The organism is Tsukamurella sp. PLM1 (assembly GCF_023168325.1).
Taxonomy (GTDB): domain Bacteria; phylum Actinomycetota; class Actinomycetes; order Mycobacteriales; family Mycobacteriaceae; genus Tsukamurella.
On record NZ_AP025688.1, the window covers coordinates 2,336,011 to 2,351,518 of the forward strand.

Genomic DNA, 15,508 nt, shown 5'->3' on the forward strand with positions numbered 1-15,508 from the left:
GCCATGCCTCCATAGTACACCCGTTCGAGTCTATTGCAACTATGAATCGAGGATTCGAGTGACGCCCGATACGCCGTATCGTCCCTCGAGATACGCCGCGACATCGCTGCGCACGGACCGCAACTGCCCGAAGTAGTCGTCGCCGGCGAGATATCGCGCATCCCGCATCGCCTCCAACGCCCCGTCGTGGCCGAACTCGAAGTCGACCCGCTCGAGCCGCCGCGACTGGTCCAGGGTCCGCCCATCCAGAACCAGCTGATACGCCGCGGATTCGAGCAGATCCCGCTCCGCCTGCTCGCCCGTCCGCTCGTAGCCGATCTCCACGGCGGCACGCTCGAGCACCGGCAGCAGGTCCGCGCGCACAGAGCTGCTCGATGCCATGGCCAACTCCGTCCAGGCCTCGCCCGCGCCCGGCAGGTCCGCCACGATCTCCGCCGCGAGTCCCGGGACGAACGACGAGTGGAGGGCCTCGCGCCGGTACGCGGCGATCAGCTCGCGGGCGCGCACCGTCGGGTCCGCGAAGTGCCGGTGCACCGCCGGCCCCACGCCCTCGTCGTACCGGACCTCCAGCCCGTCGATCACCGCCGAACGCCGCCGATCGATCCGGTCGCGCACCTCCCAGTCCGGGAGGGTCCGAGACCCCGGGACCGTCTGCGGCGCAAGTAATGTCACGACCGCGGCGCGCACCCCGGGATCGCTGCTGCACATCGCCCAGTAGACGAGGCGCTCCACGACCTCCGCCCGGTCGCTCTCCTCAGTCGGCTCGTAGCCGATCGCGGCCGCCGCGCGATCCACCAGATCGTCGAGCCCGTGCCCGCCCCGCCACACCGAGAGCTCGCGCCAGGCGGCACCGTCGGGCACCAGCGGCGCGAGTTCGGCGGCCAGGCCGGGCACGGACTCCGGCGGGATCAGGCCCCGGCGGTACGCCGCGATCACGTAGCGGGCCCGCGCCCCGGGCGCCGCGAAGTGGCGCCGCACCCCCGCCGAGAACGTCACGGGGACCACGAATTCCCCGGGCCGGCGGGGTGGCGCCGCCAGGGCGGGCTCGGGTTCCGGAGCCCGACGGTGCCCCCGCGCGAGCGCCAGGAACTGGGGCGCCCCGGCCATGACGCCGATGCCCGCGCCGAGGCCCAGCTTCTCGACGAACGGCGACGGATCCGGCGCGACCACGATCCGGACGGCAGTGAGCCCGAGAGCGACGGCGAGCCCGATCGCGAAGCCGATCCATCCGTCGCCGCGGGTCGGGGCGGCGGATTCCAGGTCGAAGAACGGCCCGAGCAGCACGCACATCAGGATCACCGCGACGAGCGCTCCGGTGGCGCAGCCCGCGAAGCTCCAGAGGTACCCACTCATGCAGCCACTTGTGCCGCAGTGCCGAACCGGGCTGCGAGCAACGGGAGTGCCCGGTCTCGGAACCCCTGGTCCACGGCGGGATCCCACGTCTTGTCAGCGCTTCGCAGGAAGGGATTCACGAGCCATGGGATCGAGGCCGCAAGCGTCGGGGACGACATGCGCCAGCCCCTGATCGCGGTCGCGTAGTGGATCGACCGCGACCACTCCACGTAGTCACCCGAATCCAGCGCGCGGAACGTCCAGTAGGCGATCACGTCCGACGCGATGTCGGGCGCGGGGAACTCCCCACCCCGTCGAGCACCCGGGCGAATCCCTCGCGCCCGAAGTACTCCCGCGCCGGCGCCGGAATCGCCGCACGCGCGGCCGTCCGGGCGGTCTCGTCGCGGCGTATCGCGCGCGTGCTGCGCACCTTCGCGACGCTCAGCGCGAGCACGTACGCGAGGGTGAACCCTGCGAACAGCGCGAACCCCGAGGCGAATTCGGAGTACTGCACGGTCCACGCGAGCACCAGCGCCACCGGATAGACACAGCCGAACCCGATGACGATGTCCAGCGGTCGGAAACCGAACCGCTTGTCACGCCCGAGGAACCACGCCAGGAGCAGCGTGACGGGCAGGAACACCATGAGACCGGCGAGCATGCCCGCCTGGTACGGATTGTCCGAGATCCATCGCTGCATAAGCGCAGCTTAACAAAAGCGAATACTCGGAGCGGTGGTGTGCTACTCCGCGAACGCCTCGATCGGCGGGCAGGAGCAGACCAGGTTGCGGTCGCCGTAGACACCGTCGATCCGGCGGACGGACGGCCATACCTTGGCGCGCGCCCCGCCGGACGGCAGCCCCTGCGGGTACACGGCGACCTCGCGCGAGTACGGGTGCTCCCACTCGGCGACCAGGCACTCCGCGGTATGCGGGGCGCCGCGCAGCGGGTTGTCGTCCACCGGCCACTCCCCCGACGCCACGCGGGCGATCTCGGCGCGGATCGCGATCATCGCGTCGCAGAACTCGTCGATTTCGCCCAGCGACTCGCTCTCCGTGGGCTCCACCATGAGCGTGCCGGCCACGGGGAAGCTCATCGTGGGCGCGTGGAAACCGTAGTCCGCCAGGCGCTTCGCCACGTCGTCGATCGAGACGCCGGTCTCCTTCGAGATGCCGCGCACGTCCAGGATGCACTCGTGCGCGACGCGGCCGTTCTCGCCGGTGTAGAGCACCGGGAAGGAGTCGTTCAGGCGCGCCGCGATGTAGTTCGCGGAGGCGATCGCGGTCAGCGTCGCGCGACGCAGGCCCGACGCGCCCATCATCCGGATGTACGCCCAGGTGATCGGGAGGATCGAGGCGCTGCCGAAGGGCGCCGCCGAGATCGTTGGGCCGGTGCCCAGCGACGGCTCCAGCGGGTGCCCGGGCAGGAACGGCGCGAGGTGGCTGCGGACGCCGATCGGGCCCACACCGGGACCGCCACCTCCGTGCGGGATGCAGAAGGTCTTGTGCAGGTTCAGGTGCGAGACGTCGCCGCCGAACTTGCCGGGCCGCGCGAGCCCGACCAGCGCGTTCATGTTGGCACCGTCGACATAGACCTGGCCGCCGGCCTCGTGCACGGCCCCGCAGATCTCGCGCACCTCGTGCTCGTACACGCCGTGCGTGGACGGGTAGGTGATCATGATCGCCGCGAGCTCGTCGGCGTGCTTGGCGATCTTCTCCTTGAGGTCCGCGGTGTCCACGTCGCCGGACTCGCGCGAGGCGACGACCACCACGCGCAGGCCCGCCATCACGGCCGACGCGGCGTTCGTCCCGTGCGCCGACGAGGGGATCAGGCAGACGGTGCGATGCGCGTCGCCGCGGGAGAGGTGGTAGTTGCGGATCGCGAGCAGGCCCGCGTACTCGCCCTGCGAGCCGGCGTTCGGCTGCAGCGAGACGTTGTCGTAGCCGGTGATCGCGACCAGCCACTCCTCCAGCTGGGCGATCAGGGCGCGGATGCCCTCGCTGTCCGCGGCGGGCGCGAACGGGTGGAGCCGAGAGAACTCGGGCCAGGTGATGGACTCCATCTCAGCGGTCGCGTTGAGCTTCATGGTGCACGAGCCCAGCGGGATCATCGACCGGTCCAGCGCGATGTCCTTGTCGGAGAGCTTGCGCAGGTAGCGCAGCATCGCCGTCTCGGTGCGGTAGGCGTGGAACGCCGGGTGCGTCAGGAACTCCGAGGTCCGGTTCTCGATGTCCGACGGCGCCGCGTCGTCGTACAGCCCGCTTGCCGCGGTAACCCCGAAGACGGGGAACAGCGCGAAGACGTCGGCCTCGGTGCTCGTCTCGTCGAACGCGACCGAGACGTGGTCGTCATCGACGCGCCACAGGTTGTAACCCGCGGACTTGGCGGCGGCGAGGACGTCGTCGGCGCGGCCGGGCACGTTGACGAGCACGGTGTCGAAGAACGTCGAGTGCACGACGGCGTCGCCCGGGCGTCCGCGAGCATCGTGGCGCGACGGTGGACGCGACGTGCGATCGCCTGCAGCCCCTCGGGGCCGTGGTAGCTCGCGTACATCGCGGCGAGGACGGCCGAGCACCTGGGCGGTGCAGATGTTCGACGTGGCCTTCTCGCGGCGGATGTGCTGCTCGCGCGTCTGCAGGGCCAGGCGGTAGGCGAGGTTGCCGTCGGCGTCGACGGAGACGCCCACGAGTCGGCCGGGGATCTGCCGCGCGTGCTTGCTGTGCACCGCGAGGTAGCCGGCGTGCGGGCCGCCGAAGCCGAGCGGCACGCCGAAGCGCTGCGTGGTGCCGAAGCAGGCGTCCGCGCCCTGCTCGCCGGGAGGCGTCAGGAGCGTCATCGCCAGCAGGTCGGCGCCGACGGCGACGAGCGCGCCGCGCTCGTGGGCACCGTCGATCACGGCCTGCACGTCGGCGATCCGGCCCGACGCGCCGGGGTCTGCAGAATGACGCCGAAGAACTCGCCCTCGGGCAGGCCGGTGGTCACATCGTGGACCAGCACCTCGATGCCCAGCGGCTCGGCGCGGGTCTCGATCACGGCGAGGGTCTGCGGGAAGACGTCGCGGTCGACGACCAGGCGCGGGCTCTTGGACTTGCCGGCGCGGCGCAGCAGGGTCATCGCCTCGGCGGCGGCGGTCGCCTCGTCGAGCATGGAGCTGTTGGCGATCTCCATGCCGGTGAGGTCGGAGACCATGGTCTGGAAGTTGAGCAGGGCCTCGAGGCGGCCCTGGCTGATCTCGGGCTGGTACGGCGTGTAGGCCGTGTACCAGGCCGGGTTCTCGATGATGTTGCGCAGCAGCACCGGCGGGGTCAGCGTGTCGTAGTACCCGAGCCCGATCATGGTGCGGTCGACGGTGTTGCGGTCCGCGAGGGCACGCAGTTCGGCGAGGGCCTCGTGCTCGTCGATCGGCGCGGGCAGGGCGCCGAGGCCGTTGTCGGCCTCCGGATCGAGGATGGCCGAGGGCACGGCGGCGCGGGCCAGGTCGTCGAGGCTGTCGACGCCGATCACGCGCAGGATCTGTGCGAGCTCATCGGTGTCGGGGCCGATGTGACGGGCGGGGAAGTTGGACACGACTCTGACCTCCGAGCAGGGGACGACGCCCTCCCCTCAGTCGCCGGCGGCTCCAGAGGCGCCCAACCCACGTGGTCCTGGTGCCTGAGAGATTGACGGAGAGGTGTTGCTCCTTCGGCGCCCGGGGGCCCGTGCTCGACGGTGCCCGCTGGGCTCTCCCACGCGGTGTTGCGACGCACGAAGATTCTAACGCATTTCAACAGGACGCCCGTACGGTGAGGTCAGGCGGGGAGACGAGCCTCCACGACCTCGACGGCGCGCGCGAGTCCGCCCAGTTCGGCGAGCTCCGCGGCCAGTTCCTGCGCGCGCCCCGTGAGCGCCAGCGCCGCGTCGCACGCCGCCCCGAGCGTCGCCCCGCTCAGCACCTCGGGAACGGGTACGGCGATACCCGCCGCGGCGAGCATCGTCGCGTTCTCGAACTGGTCGGCTGCCTGCGGCGCGGTGACGACGGGAGTTCCGGTCAGCATCGCCTCACTGGCCCCGCCCATGCCGGCGTGCGAGAGGAAGACGTCGGTCTCCTGCAACACCCGCACCTGGTCGATCCACGGATGCACCTCGACGTTCGGCGGCACGGAACCGTCGAGGGCGGTCACCGTCGACGGGTCCGTACGGCCCCCGACCTGCAGGATCACCCGCCAGTCGGGCCGCTGCGCGGCGAGGTCGCAGGCGGCGCGGTAGGTCGCGGGCTGATCCGTGAAGGCGGAGCCGAACGAGACCAGGAGCGTCGTCGCACGGTCCGTCCCGCCCGACGGTGCCGCCGCGTCCGGCAGGCGGCGGGCGGGCCCGGTGAAGGTGTATCGCGTGCGGTCCACCCGGTCGGCGTTCGGCTGCATGGACGGCGCGATCAGGACGAGCGAGTGCTCCGGGCTGCCCAGGAAGTGCAGGGAGTCCTCGTCGATGCCGTGTCTCGCCAGCAGCGCATCCTGGCGGGCGAGCATGGCGATCCCGCGCGGGTCGGTGCGCAGCAGGGTGTGGAAGTCGGCCATGTCGTCGTCGTAGCCCTCCCAGGCAACGTAGGTCGGCGAGATCTGGAGGGTCGGGATCCCCCACTTCCTGGCCAGGACCACACTCATCGCCCCGGCGATGTCGTAGAGGATCAGGTCGGGACGGTCGTCCTCGTAGAGAGCGGACCATTGGGGCAGCTGGTTCTCGTACTCGTCGGCGAACAGGGTCAGCTGGTCGATGACGTCGCCGCCGTAGGCCTCGTCGTCGCCGGCCCCGGCCGCGTCGCCGATCTTCGGGAGCACGGAGTCGTAGGCGCGGAACTCGGCGCCGGTCCGCGCGATCGTCTCCCGCATGGACGGGTCGTCGACGTAGGTCACGCGGTGCCCGCGACGGACGAGTTCCGCAATGAGGTCCAGCGAAGGGAGCACGTGCCCCGGCGCGGGGATGGAGAACATCGCGATGTGGGCCATACCGACCACGCTATGCCCCGGCAGGACGGCGGGGCACAGCGGATCGATCGCGGCGCACGCCACAGGCGCTCAGCGGCGCACCATCGTCGAGGCGTAACCGCCACCGCCGGGGTAGAACCAGGCACCGTCGAGCACCCGGTCCCCGTCGGCGAACTCGCCGCGGAAGTACGCCGGGCTGCCGGCCGGGCCCGCCCAGATGGTGAGGGTGTCCCCTCGAGCTCGTACGTGTAGTCGAGGGTGTTGCCCAGTGAGTCGTAGAACCTCGACGCCAGGGCCGAGCCCGCGGGCTCGCCGAACGGCTTGAGGTGGCCGATCACCTCGAGACCGGTGATCCGCTCGCCGAACTGCTCCAGTTCGACGTGCTGCATCAGGAAGTGCCTGCCCGACATCCACTCGTACCGCACGACGCCCTCGGCACCGCCGGTGACCGTCCACTCGCCGACGAGCCGGTCGAGTGCTGCGACGGCCGTGCTGGGCTCGGGGTGCGCGCCCGCCGCATCGACGCCGCTCCCCTCGATCCCCGACGGTGCCGCGATCCCGCGGAGGAACGCCCGCAGCTGCTCGGCCACCGGTTCCGGCGCGATCCAGAAGGCGGAGTGATCCTGCCCCTCGAGAGTGAGGACGGTGACGTTCGGCAGAAGCGCGGCGAGCGCGGCAGCCCCGCGCCGGATGAACTCCTCCCCGTTGCCGCCGACCGCGACGGCGATCGGAACCTCGATGTGCCAGCGGTCGGTCGGCAGCGGCGTCCCGTCCTGCAGGCCCGCGAGGATGCGGCCGTCGTAGGCGTAGGTGTGGGCGTAGCGCACCATCTCCCGCCAGGACGGGTCCTCCTTCATCATCGGCAGGTACTCGGCGGGGACGCGGATCATCTCGGTCATGAAGTACTCGACCGCCTCGTCCCGGCGGCCGGCGGCCACGAGCGCCTCCTGGTGCGCGAGGTAACCGGCCGGTGCGGGGTCGCGGGAGTCGTCGACGATGAACGGCGGCTCGTACAGGTAGACGCCCGCGACGCGGTCGCCGAGGGCGCTCGCCGCGTCGAGGGTCAGGCCGCACCCGCCGGACCCGGCGGCCAGGAAGGCCGGCCCGCCCACGGTGTCGAGGAGGGCTGCGAGATCGTCGACCTCGCGCGGGGTCGTACGGCTGCGGGTCGCCGCTGGCTCCGCGGCCACGGCGGTCGTAGGTGATCACCGAGAAGTCCCCGGCGAGCGCGGCCGCGAGTCCCGCGACGCCGGTACGGTCCTCGGCGACGTTGCTGACGATCACCATCGCCGGGCCGGACCCCGTGCGCTCGTAGGCGATGACGGTGCCGTCCGCTGAGGTGACGGTCGAGGTGACGGTGGTGCTGATGGCGTTCATGGCGAGCTCCTTCGTGGTGTCCGGCCACCCCTTCGGCGGCCTTCACACGACACCTCGGAACCGACGCGCGGTTCTTGACGTCTCTCGCAGAATTTCTTCCGGCGGGTCACGCCGGTGGTTCGCCGGCCCTGTCCCGGAGGTATCGCGCCTCCACGTCGTTCGCCGTGAGGTCAGCGGCCGCGAGGAACTCCGCCCGCGCGACGTCGTCGCGTCCCGAGCGGGCCAACAGGTGCGCCCGGACCGCGTGTGCCCGCTGCGCGGTGAGCGGGTTCGCCAGCAACCCGTGCGCGCGGTCGAGGGTGTCGAGCAGGTCGAGGGCCTGCTGTTCGCCGTAGGCGTGGGCGACGGCGACGACCCGCGCCAGCATCACCGGCCCGCCCGGTTCGAGGTGTTCGAGCGCCAGGTAGAGAGCGGCGATCTGGGGCCAGTCCGTCTCCCGATCCGACGGCGCCTCGTCGTGCACCGCGGCGATCGCCGCCTGCAGCCGGTACGGGCCGACCGAGCCCTGCTGCCACACTGCCTCGATGAGGGCCGTGCCCTCCGCGATCATGGGGCGGTCCCACCGCGCGCGGTCCTGCTCCGCCGGGGACGAGCGCACCGTCGGCGTCGGCCCGCGCGTCCCGGCGGGCGTGGACGAGCAGCATGAGGGCGAGCAGGCCGGCGGATTCCGCGTCGTCGGGCACGTGGCGACACAACAGGCGCGCCAGGCGGATCGCCTCGGCCGCGAGATCGGTACGCACCAGCCGAGCGCCCGCCGTCGCCGTGTAGCCCTCGTTGAAAGCGAGGTAGAGAACCGTGCGGACCGACGCGGCACGGACCTCCAGGTCGTCGGCGGTGGAGAATTCGAACCGGGCTCCGGCCCTGCGGAGCTGCTGTTTGGCCCGGCTGATCCGCGCCGCCATGGTCTGCTCCGTGACACCGTGCGCGTGGGCGATCTCCGCGGTGCTCAGGCCTCCCACGGCGCGCAGCGTGAGGGCGACCCGTGAGGTGGCCGACAGCACGGGGTGGCAGCACAGCAGCAGCACGTGCAGGCTGTCGTCGACGGCAAGGGCCTCGGTTCCGCGCTCCGCGGCCGCCGCGTACTCCTCCGCGCGACGACGGTCCGCCTGCTGAGCCCGGATGAGGTCGACCATGCGGCGGTAGCCGACGCGGATGAGCCATGAGCGCGGATCGTCGGGAACGCCCTCCTCCGGCCACTGCCGGGCGGCGGCGAGCATCGATTCCTGCGCGGCGTCCTCCGCGGCGTCGAACCGCCCGAACCGGCGGGCGAGCGCGCCCACCACGTGCGGGGCCTCCGTCCGCAGCACGGTCTCGAGGTCGCGCGCGGGCACCGTCAAGCGAAATCGTCGCCCATGATCGGGCGGATCTCCATCGGTTCGCCGAGTACGGCGACCATCCTGGCCACGATGTCCTTCGCCCGGTCGAGGCTCGAGACGTCGATGATCGCGAAGGAGGCGAGCACCTCCTTGAGCTCCGCGTACGGACCGTCGGTCACGACCACTGCGCCGTCCCGCTTCTGGACCGTCGTGGACATCACGGGATGCCCCAGCCCCTCGGCGCTGACGAACTCGCCGGTGGCACGGAGCTCCGCCTCGAACTTCTGATACTCGGCGAACGCCGCGAGCGCATCCTCGGACGGTACGTCCGCCGTCGCGCCGTCCCAGGCCTCGGCCGGGGTGTAACCCAGGAGCAGGAACTTCATGGCGAGGTCGGAGCTACCCGGTGGCGCGGGCGCGGTTGCGGCGACGCGAGGCCAGCTCGTCCTCGGGCGCGGCCTCGGCGGCGGCGCCGTCGGCCCGCTCGCCGGGGAAGTCGGCGATCGTGCCGGTGAGCTCGCGCATGGCGCCCGACACGGCGATGCCGAAGACGCCCTGGCCGTGCTGCAGCAGGTCCACGACCTCCTCGGCGCTGGTGCACTCGTACACGGTGGTGCCGTCGGAGAACAGGGTGATCCGGGCGAGGTCCTCGACGCCGCGCGACCGCAGGTGGTCGACCGCGACGCGGATGTTCTGCAGCGAGATTCCGGTGTCGAGCAGGCGCTTGACGATCTTCAGGACGAGCACGTCCTTGAACGAGTACAGGCGCTGCGTGCCCGACCCGCCGGCGCTGCGGATGGACGGGACGACCAGCGAGGTGCGGGCCCAGTAGTCCAGCTGGCGATAGGTGATGCCGGCGATCTGGCAGGCGCTGGGGCCGCGGTAGCCGAGCAGCTCGTCGGGGATCGTGTCATTGGGGAAGATGCCGGGGGCGATGTCGTCCAGCGCGCCCTGCGTGCCGACGGACGAATCCGTGTGCGGAGCGTTCTGCCCGGTGCCGTCCTGATCGGTCACTGCCGTCTCCCTCGTGAGGTCCCGTGCGCACCTCAACGGTACGCCTGCCGCGTGGAGGCCGTCGGTGTAATTCCCTCGGTGCCATTCGCGGTGTTCGTCGTGAACGCTATGGCGCGCGGCGCCTCGAATCAACGCGACACACCCACAACCTCAAGTTGAACTTTAGGTCGAGACCGAATCGTGACCGAAGGGTCAGGAGTCGCCGGGCGCTTTGAAGTCGTCGGCGGAGATCGAATCGAGGAACTCCTTGAACGCCTCGACCTCTTCATCGGCCGGTGGCTCTTCGCCGGATTCGCTTGCGCCCGTTTCGGTTTCCTCGTCGGGAAGGAGCAGTCCCGCCTCGGCGAGCACCTCCTCCTCCGCGTAGATCGGCACTTCGAGGCGCACTGCCATGGCCACGGAGTCCGACGGCCGGGCCGAGACCGTCTGGTCACCGTCGAGCACCAGGTCGGCGAAGAAGGTGCCCCTTGGAGACCCGTGATCCGGACCTCGGTGAGGGAACGGCCGAGGGTCTCGAGCAGATCGACGATGAGATCGTGCGTGAGCGGCCGGCGCGGCTCCACGCCCTGCAGCTTGATCGCGATGGCGGTGGCCTCGCCCTGCCCGATCCAGATGGGCAGGTACCGAGGCCCGGAAGCCTCACGCAACAGCAGCACGGGATCGTTCTGCGGCGGGTCCATCCGGATGCCCGCGACGGTCATCTCGATCATGGTTCCAGCTTACCGGCGACGGCGGCCGCCGACCCACAACCGGGTCAGCGGACGGCGTCCTTGACCGCGGCCTTGACCAGCTGCGTGTGGAAGGTGACCGACAGCGCCGCGAGCTCGCGCACCAGTTCGGCGGCGCGCTCGGCCGCCCCCGCGTCGCCCCCGCGGGCGACGGGGTTGGCGATCTGCGCGATCAGGCCGGCCTCGCGATCGGCCGACGTCTTGAAGGCGCGCAGGTGCCGCGCCTCGAGGCCGAACTCGGCGAGCGCCTTCGCGGCCTGCACCAGCGACACGGCGTCCTCGTCGAAGAAGCCCGCCTTGCCCGAATTGAGCAGCGCGGACCGCTCCAGCTCGCGCAGGAACGCCTCGTCCGCGCCCGAGCGGGCCAGCAGGTCGGACCGGCTGATCCGCGTCTGCCGACGCGCCGAGAAGTCGGTGGCGGGCGCCGTCTTGGACGACACCGCTGCGAGCGCGCGGGGCGCACGCGGGGCGGGACCGTCGACGGCCTCGCCCCGATCGTGCGCGTCCAGTTGCTCCTTGATGATCTTGAGCGGCAGGTAATAGTCGCGCTGCGCGGTAAGCACGTACTTGAGCCGCTCGCAGTCCTTCGGCGAGAACCGCCGATACCCCGACGGGGACCGGTCGGGAGTGACCAGCCCCTCCGACTCGAGGAATCGGATCTTGGAGATGGTCACGTCCGAAACTCGTCACGAAGACGTTCGAGGACCGCCCCGATCGACATCGCGCTCGGGGCGGATTCCTGACGTGGTGCCGTCACAGGTGTCAGCCCGCGGTGGGGACGAAGAACACCAGCCGGAACTTACCGATCTGCACCTCGTCGCCGTGTGCGAGCGGCGACGCGTCGACCGGCTCGCGGTTGACGTACGTGCCGTTCAGGCTGCCCACGTCGACCACGGTGAACCCGCCCTCGACGGCGCGGAACTCGGCGTGGCGCCGCGACACGGTGACATCGTCGAGGAAGATGTCGCTGTCGGGGTGGCGGCCGGCGGAGGTGGTCTCCTGGTCCAGCAGGAAGCGGGAACCCGCGTTCGGGCCGCGCTTCACCACGAGCAGGGCGGCGCCGGCCGGGAGGTTGTCGAGGCCCTGGACGGGCGCATCGTTCTCGGGGCCTCCGGAGGCGTCCATCTCGCGGATGATGTCGGCGCGGAACACCGAAGTGGTCTCAACGGGGGCCGATTCGTTGCCCTTGTCGTTCTCGCTCACATCGCTCCTTCGTCAGTGATTACTGCACAGATCTATGGATCACGGCACCAGATGGACTCGCTGTCCACGGTACCGCGCCCGGCGCCGGAAAGGCGGCCGGATTCGAACAGCTCTAAAGCCGCTCTAAGGAAGGACGTCTCACGCCTCGGCGGTGAGCGCCTTGTAGGCGTCGGCGTCGAGCAGCTCACCCAGCGCGGACTCGAGATCCTCCGGGGAGGAGGCTTCGATCTCGACGATCCAGCCCTCGCCGTACGGATCCGAGTTGATCAGGTCCGGGCTCGAATCCAGCTCGCCGTTGATCGCGACGACGGTACCCGACAGCGGCGCGAAGATGTCGGACACGCTCTTGGTGGACTCCACCTCCGCGAACGAATCTCCCGAGGTCACCTCGGCGTCGTCCTCCGGGAGCTGCACGAAGACCACGTCGCCCAGCTGGTCCTGCGCGTAGTCGGTGATCCCGATCCGCACCACCGTGTCGCTCTTCTTCAGCAGCCACTCGTGATCAGGGGTGTACAGCAGTTCTCCAGGGAAGCTGGCACTCAACGTGGACGTCCTTTCGCGAGGGCTGTGCGGGCGCGCAGCGGGTTACAACTTAGTGGGCGGCATGATGATTGAGCAACACACCCCCGGGTTACCGCACCCGGGGCAGGTCACGCATCACCAGCACCGTCTGCCACCAGTAGAGCGCCAGGGTCCACCAGTACATGCCCAGGCCCCAGATGAGGAACGCCCAGCCCAGCGGGTGCATCACGGCACCGAACCCGTTGTCGAAGGTCCCGGCCAGCAGCATCGGGAGCGCGTACATCAGCGCCATCGTCGCGGCTTTGCCCAGGTAGAGCGTGGGCAGGGCCGTGATACCGCGACTGCGCAGCAGCGGCACGGTGCCGGCCAGCACCACCTCGCGGCCGATCGCCAGCGCGATCACCCACCACGGCAGGATCTCGCGCACGCCGAACGCGATGGGGATCGCGATCATGTACAGGCGGTCGGCGGCCGGGTCGAGCAGTTCGCCGAGCCGCGTCTGCTGGTTCAGCAGCCGCGCGAGCTTGCCGTCGAGCCAATCCGTGAACCCCGACACCATGAGCACCACCAGCGCCCAGACGTCGCTGTGCTCCACCAGCAGCAGCCACAGGAACAGCGGCACGCCCAGCAGGCGGAGCAGACTCAAGGCGTTGGGCACGTTGAGCGCGCTCGGTCGCGTGCCCGGGTCCGACGTTGCCTCCCTCCCCGGCTGGCTCACGTCCCGCTCAGATCATCCCGAACATGTTCGCCATGCCCTTCGTGGCGAACGGGTTGTCGTGGACCATGTAGGTCCAGGTCAACGTGTTGCGCCCGAGATCGGCGCCCGCCAGGTCGATCCCGTCGGCGGTGATCTCCGCCTCCCGTAACGTCTCGCGGGCACGGCGCACCGCCTCGTCCGGGAGCTTGCGGAACTCCTCGATCACGAGCCGGTGGAACTCGTCGAGCGGAGACTGACGTCCCAGCGCCCGCAGGTGGATCGTGGTCTGCACCTCGGAGACGAACGCCAGGTGCTCGGCCCAGGTCCGGTCCAGGTGGTACAGGAAGGCCTCGCGGGCCGCCTGCTCGAGCACGTCGTCGTCGATCTCCGCGCGGAGCGCGTCCAGCCGCTCGGGCTCGTACTCCTCGAAGTCCACCAGCGGCCGGTCGGTGGTCAGGAGCGTGTGCCGGCGCGCCATCACCAGGTCGCGCTGCTGGTTCACGAGCTGGTTGTACCGCCACGTGTTGGCGTGCGTCTCGAGCATCCCGCCCTCGGCGACGCGCTGCGCCGAGTCGAGCATGTCGGCGGCCTTGCCGCGGGGGAACTCGCCGGTCTCCGGGTCGGCGCCGCCCGGCGAGCGCTTGAGCGGAAGGTGCCGCTCCACGATCGGGTCCTCGACGGACGCGAAGATCACCGAGGTCCCCGGATCGCCCTGGCGGCCCGCCCGGCCGCGCAGCTGCTGATCGAGCCGCTCCGTGTCGTGCAGACCCGTGCCGACCACCGCGAGCCCGCCGAGCTCGGCCACCTCGTCGTGCTCGGCGCTGTCGTCGCCGGCGTCGTGCCCGCCGAGCTTGATGTCGGTACCACGGCCCGCCATCTGCGTCGAGACGGTGACCGCGCCCCGGGTCCCGGCGTCGGCGATGATCCGCGCCTCGTCGGCGTCGTTCTTGGCGTTGAGCACGGTCGCGGTCACGCCCGAGATCTTGAGCATGTGTACCAGCTCCTCGGACTCGGCCACGTCGTGCGTGCCGATCAGCACCGGCTGGCCCGTCTCGTGCACCTCGCGCACGTAGTCCACGATCGCGGCGACCTTGTTGCCCTTGTTGTCGAAGACGCGCATCGGCTGGTCGACGCGGATGTTCGGCGTGTTGGGCGGGATCTGCGAGACGCCGAGGTCGTAGAACTGGCGCAGCTGCTCGCCCGCGGCGATCGCGGTGCCGGTCATGCCACACACCAGCGCGTAGCGCTGCAGCAGGGCCTGCACGGTGATCGTGTCGATCACCTCGCCCGAATCCGTCTGCGAGAGCCCCTCCTTCGCCTCGACCGCCGCCTGCAGACCGTCGGGCCAGCGCTGCAGCTCGGCGACGCGGCCGCGGGAGGAGTTGATGAGCTTCACCTCGCCGTCGCGGACGATGTAGTGCACGTCCCGCTCGACCAGCGAGTAGGCGTGCAGCGCGATGTTCACCTGCGGGAGCGTGGAACCGACGTGCGCGTCGGAGTACAGGTCGATGCCGCCCAGTTCCTCCTCAACCAGGCGGGCGCCGTCGTCGGTGAGGAACGCCGACTTGCCGTCGGAGTCGACCTCGTAGTGCTTGCCCTGGCGGAGCCGGGCAACGACCTCCATGATCGCGGCCTGCGGCACGTCTCCCTTGACGGATCCGGCGAGCACGAGCGGGATCAGCGCCTCGTCGACGAGCACGGAATCCGCCTCGTCCACGATCGCGACATCGGGCTTCGGCGAGAGCAGGTCCTCGGCGCGGGTCGCGAGCTGATCGCGCAGCACGTCGAAGCCGATCTCGTTGACCGAGCCGTACACCACGTCCTTCGCGTAGGCCGCACGCCGCTCCTCGCGGGTCGAGGACTCGGCCACGTACCCGACGGTGACGTCGAGCAGGTCGAAGAACGGCTTCATCCACTCAGCGTCGCGTCGCGCCAGGTAGTCGTTCGGGGAGATCACGTGCACGCTGCGCCCGGCCAGCGCCATGCCCGCGGCGGCGACGGCCCCGGCGAGGGTCTTGCCCTCGCCGGTGGCCATCTCGACCACGTCGCCCTCGAGCAGCCGGTCGGCGCCCTGCAACTGCACGTCGAAGGGGCGCAGCCCCAGAGCGCGGTCCGCGGCCTCGCGGGCGACGGCGATGAACCTCGCGCGGTCCTGTGTCTTCGCGTCGTAGACGTCCAGCGCCAGCGCGGCGTCGGGGAACTCCGCATCGGAGAGCCCCTGCGCCCACTCGTCGAATGCGGCCGACTGCTCGATCAGCGCGACGGACCGGGACTGGTTCCGCGTGCTCTGCGCGCCGAGCACCTTCCACACCTTGTTGCTGAACCTGCCCACGGGACCTCCGCACTCGACTCTCGACC

General features: G+C 70.6%; 11 protein-coding genes, 4 pseudogenes and 1 riboswitch. All 15 genes and pseudogenes read right to left on the reverse strand.

The features are described from left to right. Positions 1–39 precede the first annotated feature (39 nt). The 15 genes and pseudogenes from MTP03_RS12115 to secA2 all read right to left on the reverse strand — a co-directional run bounded on the left by MTP03_RS12115 (position 40) and on the right by secA2 (position 15,482). On the reverse strand, positions 40–1,353 hold the full coding sequence (locus MTP03_RS12115; RefSeq protein WP_248488539.1) for a hypothetical protein: 1,314 nt from the start codon (positions 1,351–1,353) through the stop codon (positions 40–42). Between the two features lie 250 nt (positions 1,354–1,603). Continuing rightward, a complete protein-coding gene (locus tag MTP03_RS12120; protein WP_248488540.1) occupies positions 1,604–2,032 on the reverse strand; it encodes a hypothetical protein in 429 nt (142 codons plus the stop codon). 42 nt (positions 2,033–2,074) lie between these two features. Then, positions 2,075–4,899 (reverse strand): annotated as a pseudogene (gene gcvP / locus MTP03_RS12125) (aminomethyl-transferring glycine dehydrogenase). A gap of 62 nt (positions 4,900–4,961) precedes the next feature. Then, positions 4,962–5,070, reverse strand: a riboswitch (glycine riboswitch). Between the two features lie 50 nt (positions 5,071–5,120). Further along, positions 5,121–6,314, reverse strand: a complete 1,194-nt coding sequence (locus MTP03_RS12130; RefSeq protein ID WP_248488541.1) for a macrolide family glycosyltransferase — start codon at positions 6,312–6,314, stop codon at positions 5,121–5,123. Next, positions 6,218–7,483, reverse strand: a complete 1,266-nt coding sequence (locus tag MTP03_RS12135; protein ID WP_248488542.1) for an alpha/beta fold hydrolase — start codon at positions 7,481–7,483, stop codon at positions 6,218–6,220. The genes MTP03_RS12130 and MTP03_RS12135 overlap by 97 nt, the downstream gene beginning before the upstream one ends. Before the next feature lie 293 nt (positions 7,484–7,776). Continuing rightward, positions 7,777–8,268 carry a hypothetical protein gene (locus MTP03_RS23740; RefSeq protein ID WP_248492361.1) on the reverse strand — a complete coding sequence of 164 codons (492 nt, stop codon included), beginning with the start codon at positions 8,266–8,268 and terminating at the stop codon, positions 7,777–7,779. 46 nt (positions 8,269–8,314) lie between these two features. Continuing rightward, a pseudogene (locus tag MTP03_RS23745) lies at positions 8,315–9,001 on the reverse strand (RNA polymerase sigma factor); the annotation flags it as partial. A 2-nt stretch (positions 9,002–9,003) separates the two neighbouring features. Next, positions 9,004–9,372 carry a YciI family protein gene (locus MTP03_RS12155; RefSeq protein ID WP_248488543.1) on the reverse strand — a complete coding sequence of 123 codons (369 nt, stop codon included), beginning with the start codon at positions 9,370–9,372 and terminating at the stop codon, positions 9,004–9,006. Between the two features lie 13 nt (positions 9,373–9,385). Beyond that, positions 9,386–10,000, reverse strand: coding sequence for a MerR family transcriptional regulator (locus MTP03_RS12160; RefSeq protein ID WP_248488544.1), 615 nt, complete (start codon positions 9,998–10,000; stop codon positions 9,386–9,388). A gap of 192 nt (positions 10,001–10,192) precedes the next feature. Further along, positions 10,193–10,710 (reverse strand): annotated as a pseudogene (locus tag MTP03_RS12165) (bifunctional nuclease family protein). A 44-nt stretch (positions 10,711–10,754) separates the two neighbouring features. Further along, positions 10,755–11,449: pseudogene (locus MTP03_RS12170) on the reverse strand (MerR family transcriptional regulator). A gap of 41 nt (positions 11,450–11,490) precedes the next feature. Then, on the reverse strand, positions 11,491–11,931 hold the full coding sequence (locus MTP03_RS12175) for an FHA domain-containing protein (protein WP_248488545.1): 441 nt from the start codon (positions 11,929–11,931) through the stop codon (positions 11,491–11,493). A gap of 138 nt (positions 11,932–12,069) precedes the next feature. Then, on the reverse strand, positions 12,070–12,474 hold the full coding sequence (gene gcvH, locus MTP03_RS12180) for a glycine cleavage system protein GcvH (RefSeq protein ID WP_248488546.1): 405 nt from the start codon (positions 12,472–12,474) through the stop codon (positions 12,070–12,072). An 88-nt stretch (positions 12,475–12,562) separates the two neighbouring features. After that, a complete protein-coding gene (locus MTP03_RS12185; RefSeq protein ID WP_248488547.1) occupies positions 12,563–13,171 on the reverse strand; it encodes a CDP-alcohol phosphatidyltransferase family protein in 609 nt (202 codons plus the stop codon). A gap of 7 nt (positions 13,172–13,178) precedes the next feature. Next, entirely contained in the window at positions 13,179–15,482 is a 2,304-nt protein-coding gene (gene secA2 / locus MTP03_RS12190) for an accessory Sec system translocase SecA2 (RefSeq protein WP_248488548.1), read from the reverse strand. Between the last annotated feature and the right edge of the window lie 26 nt (positions 15,483–15,508).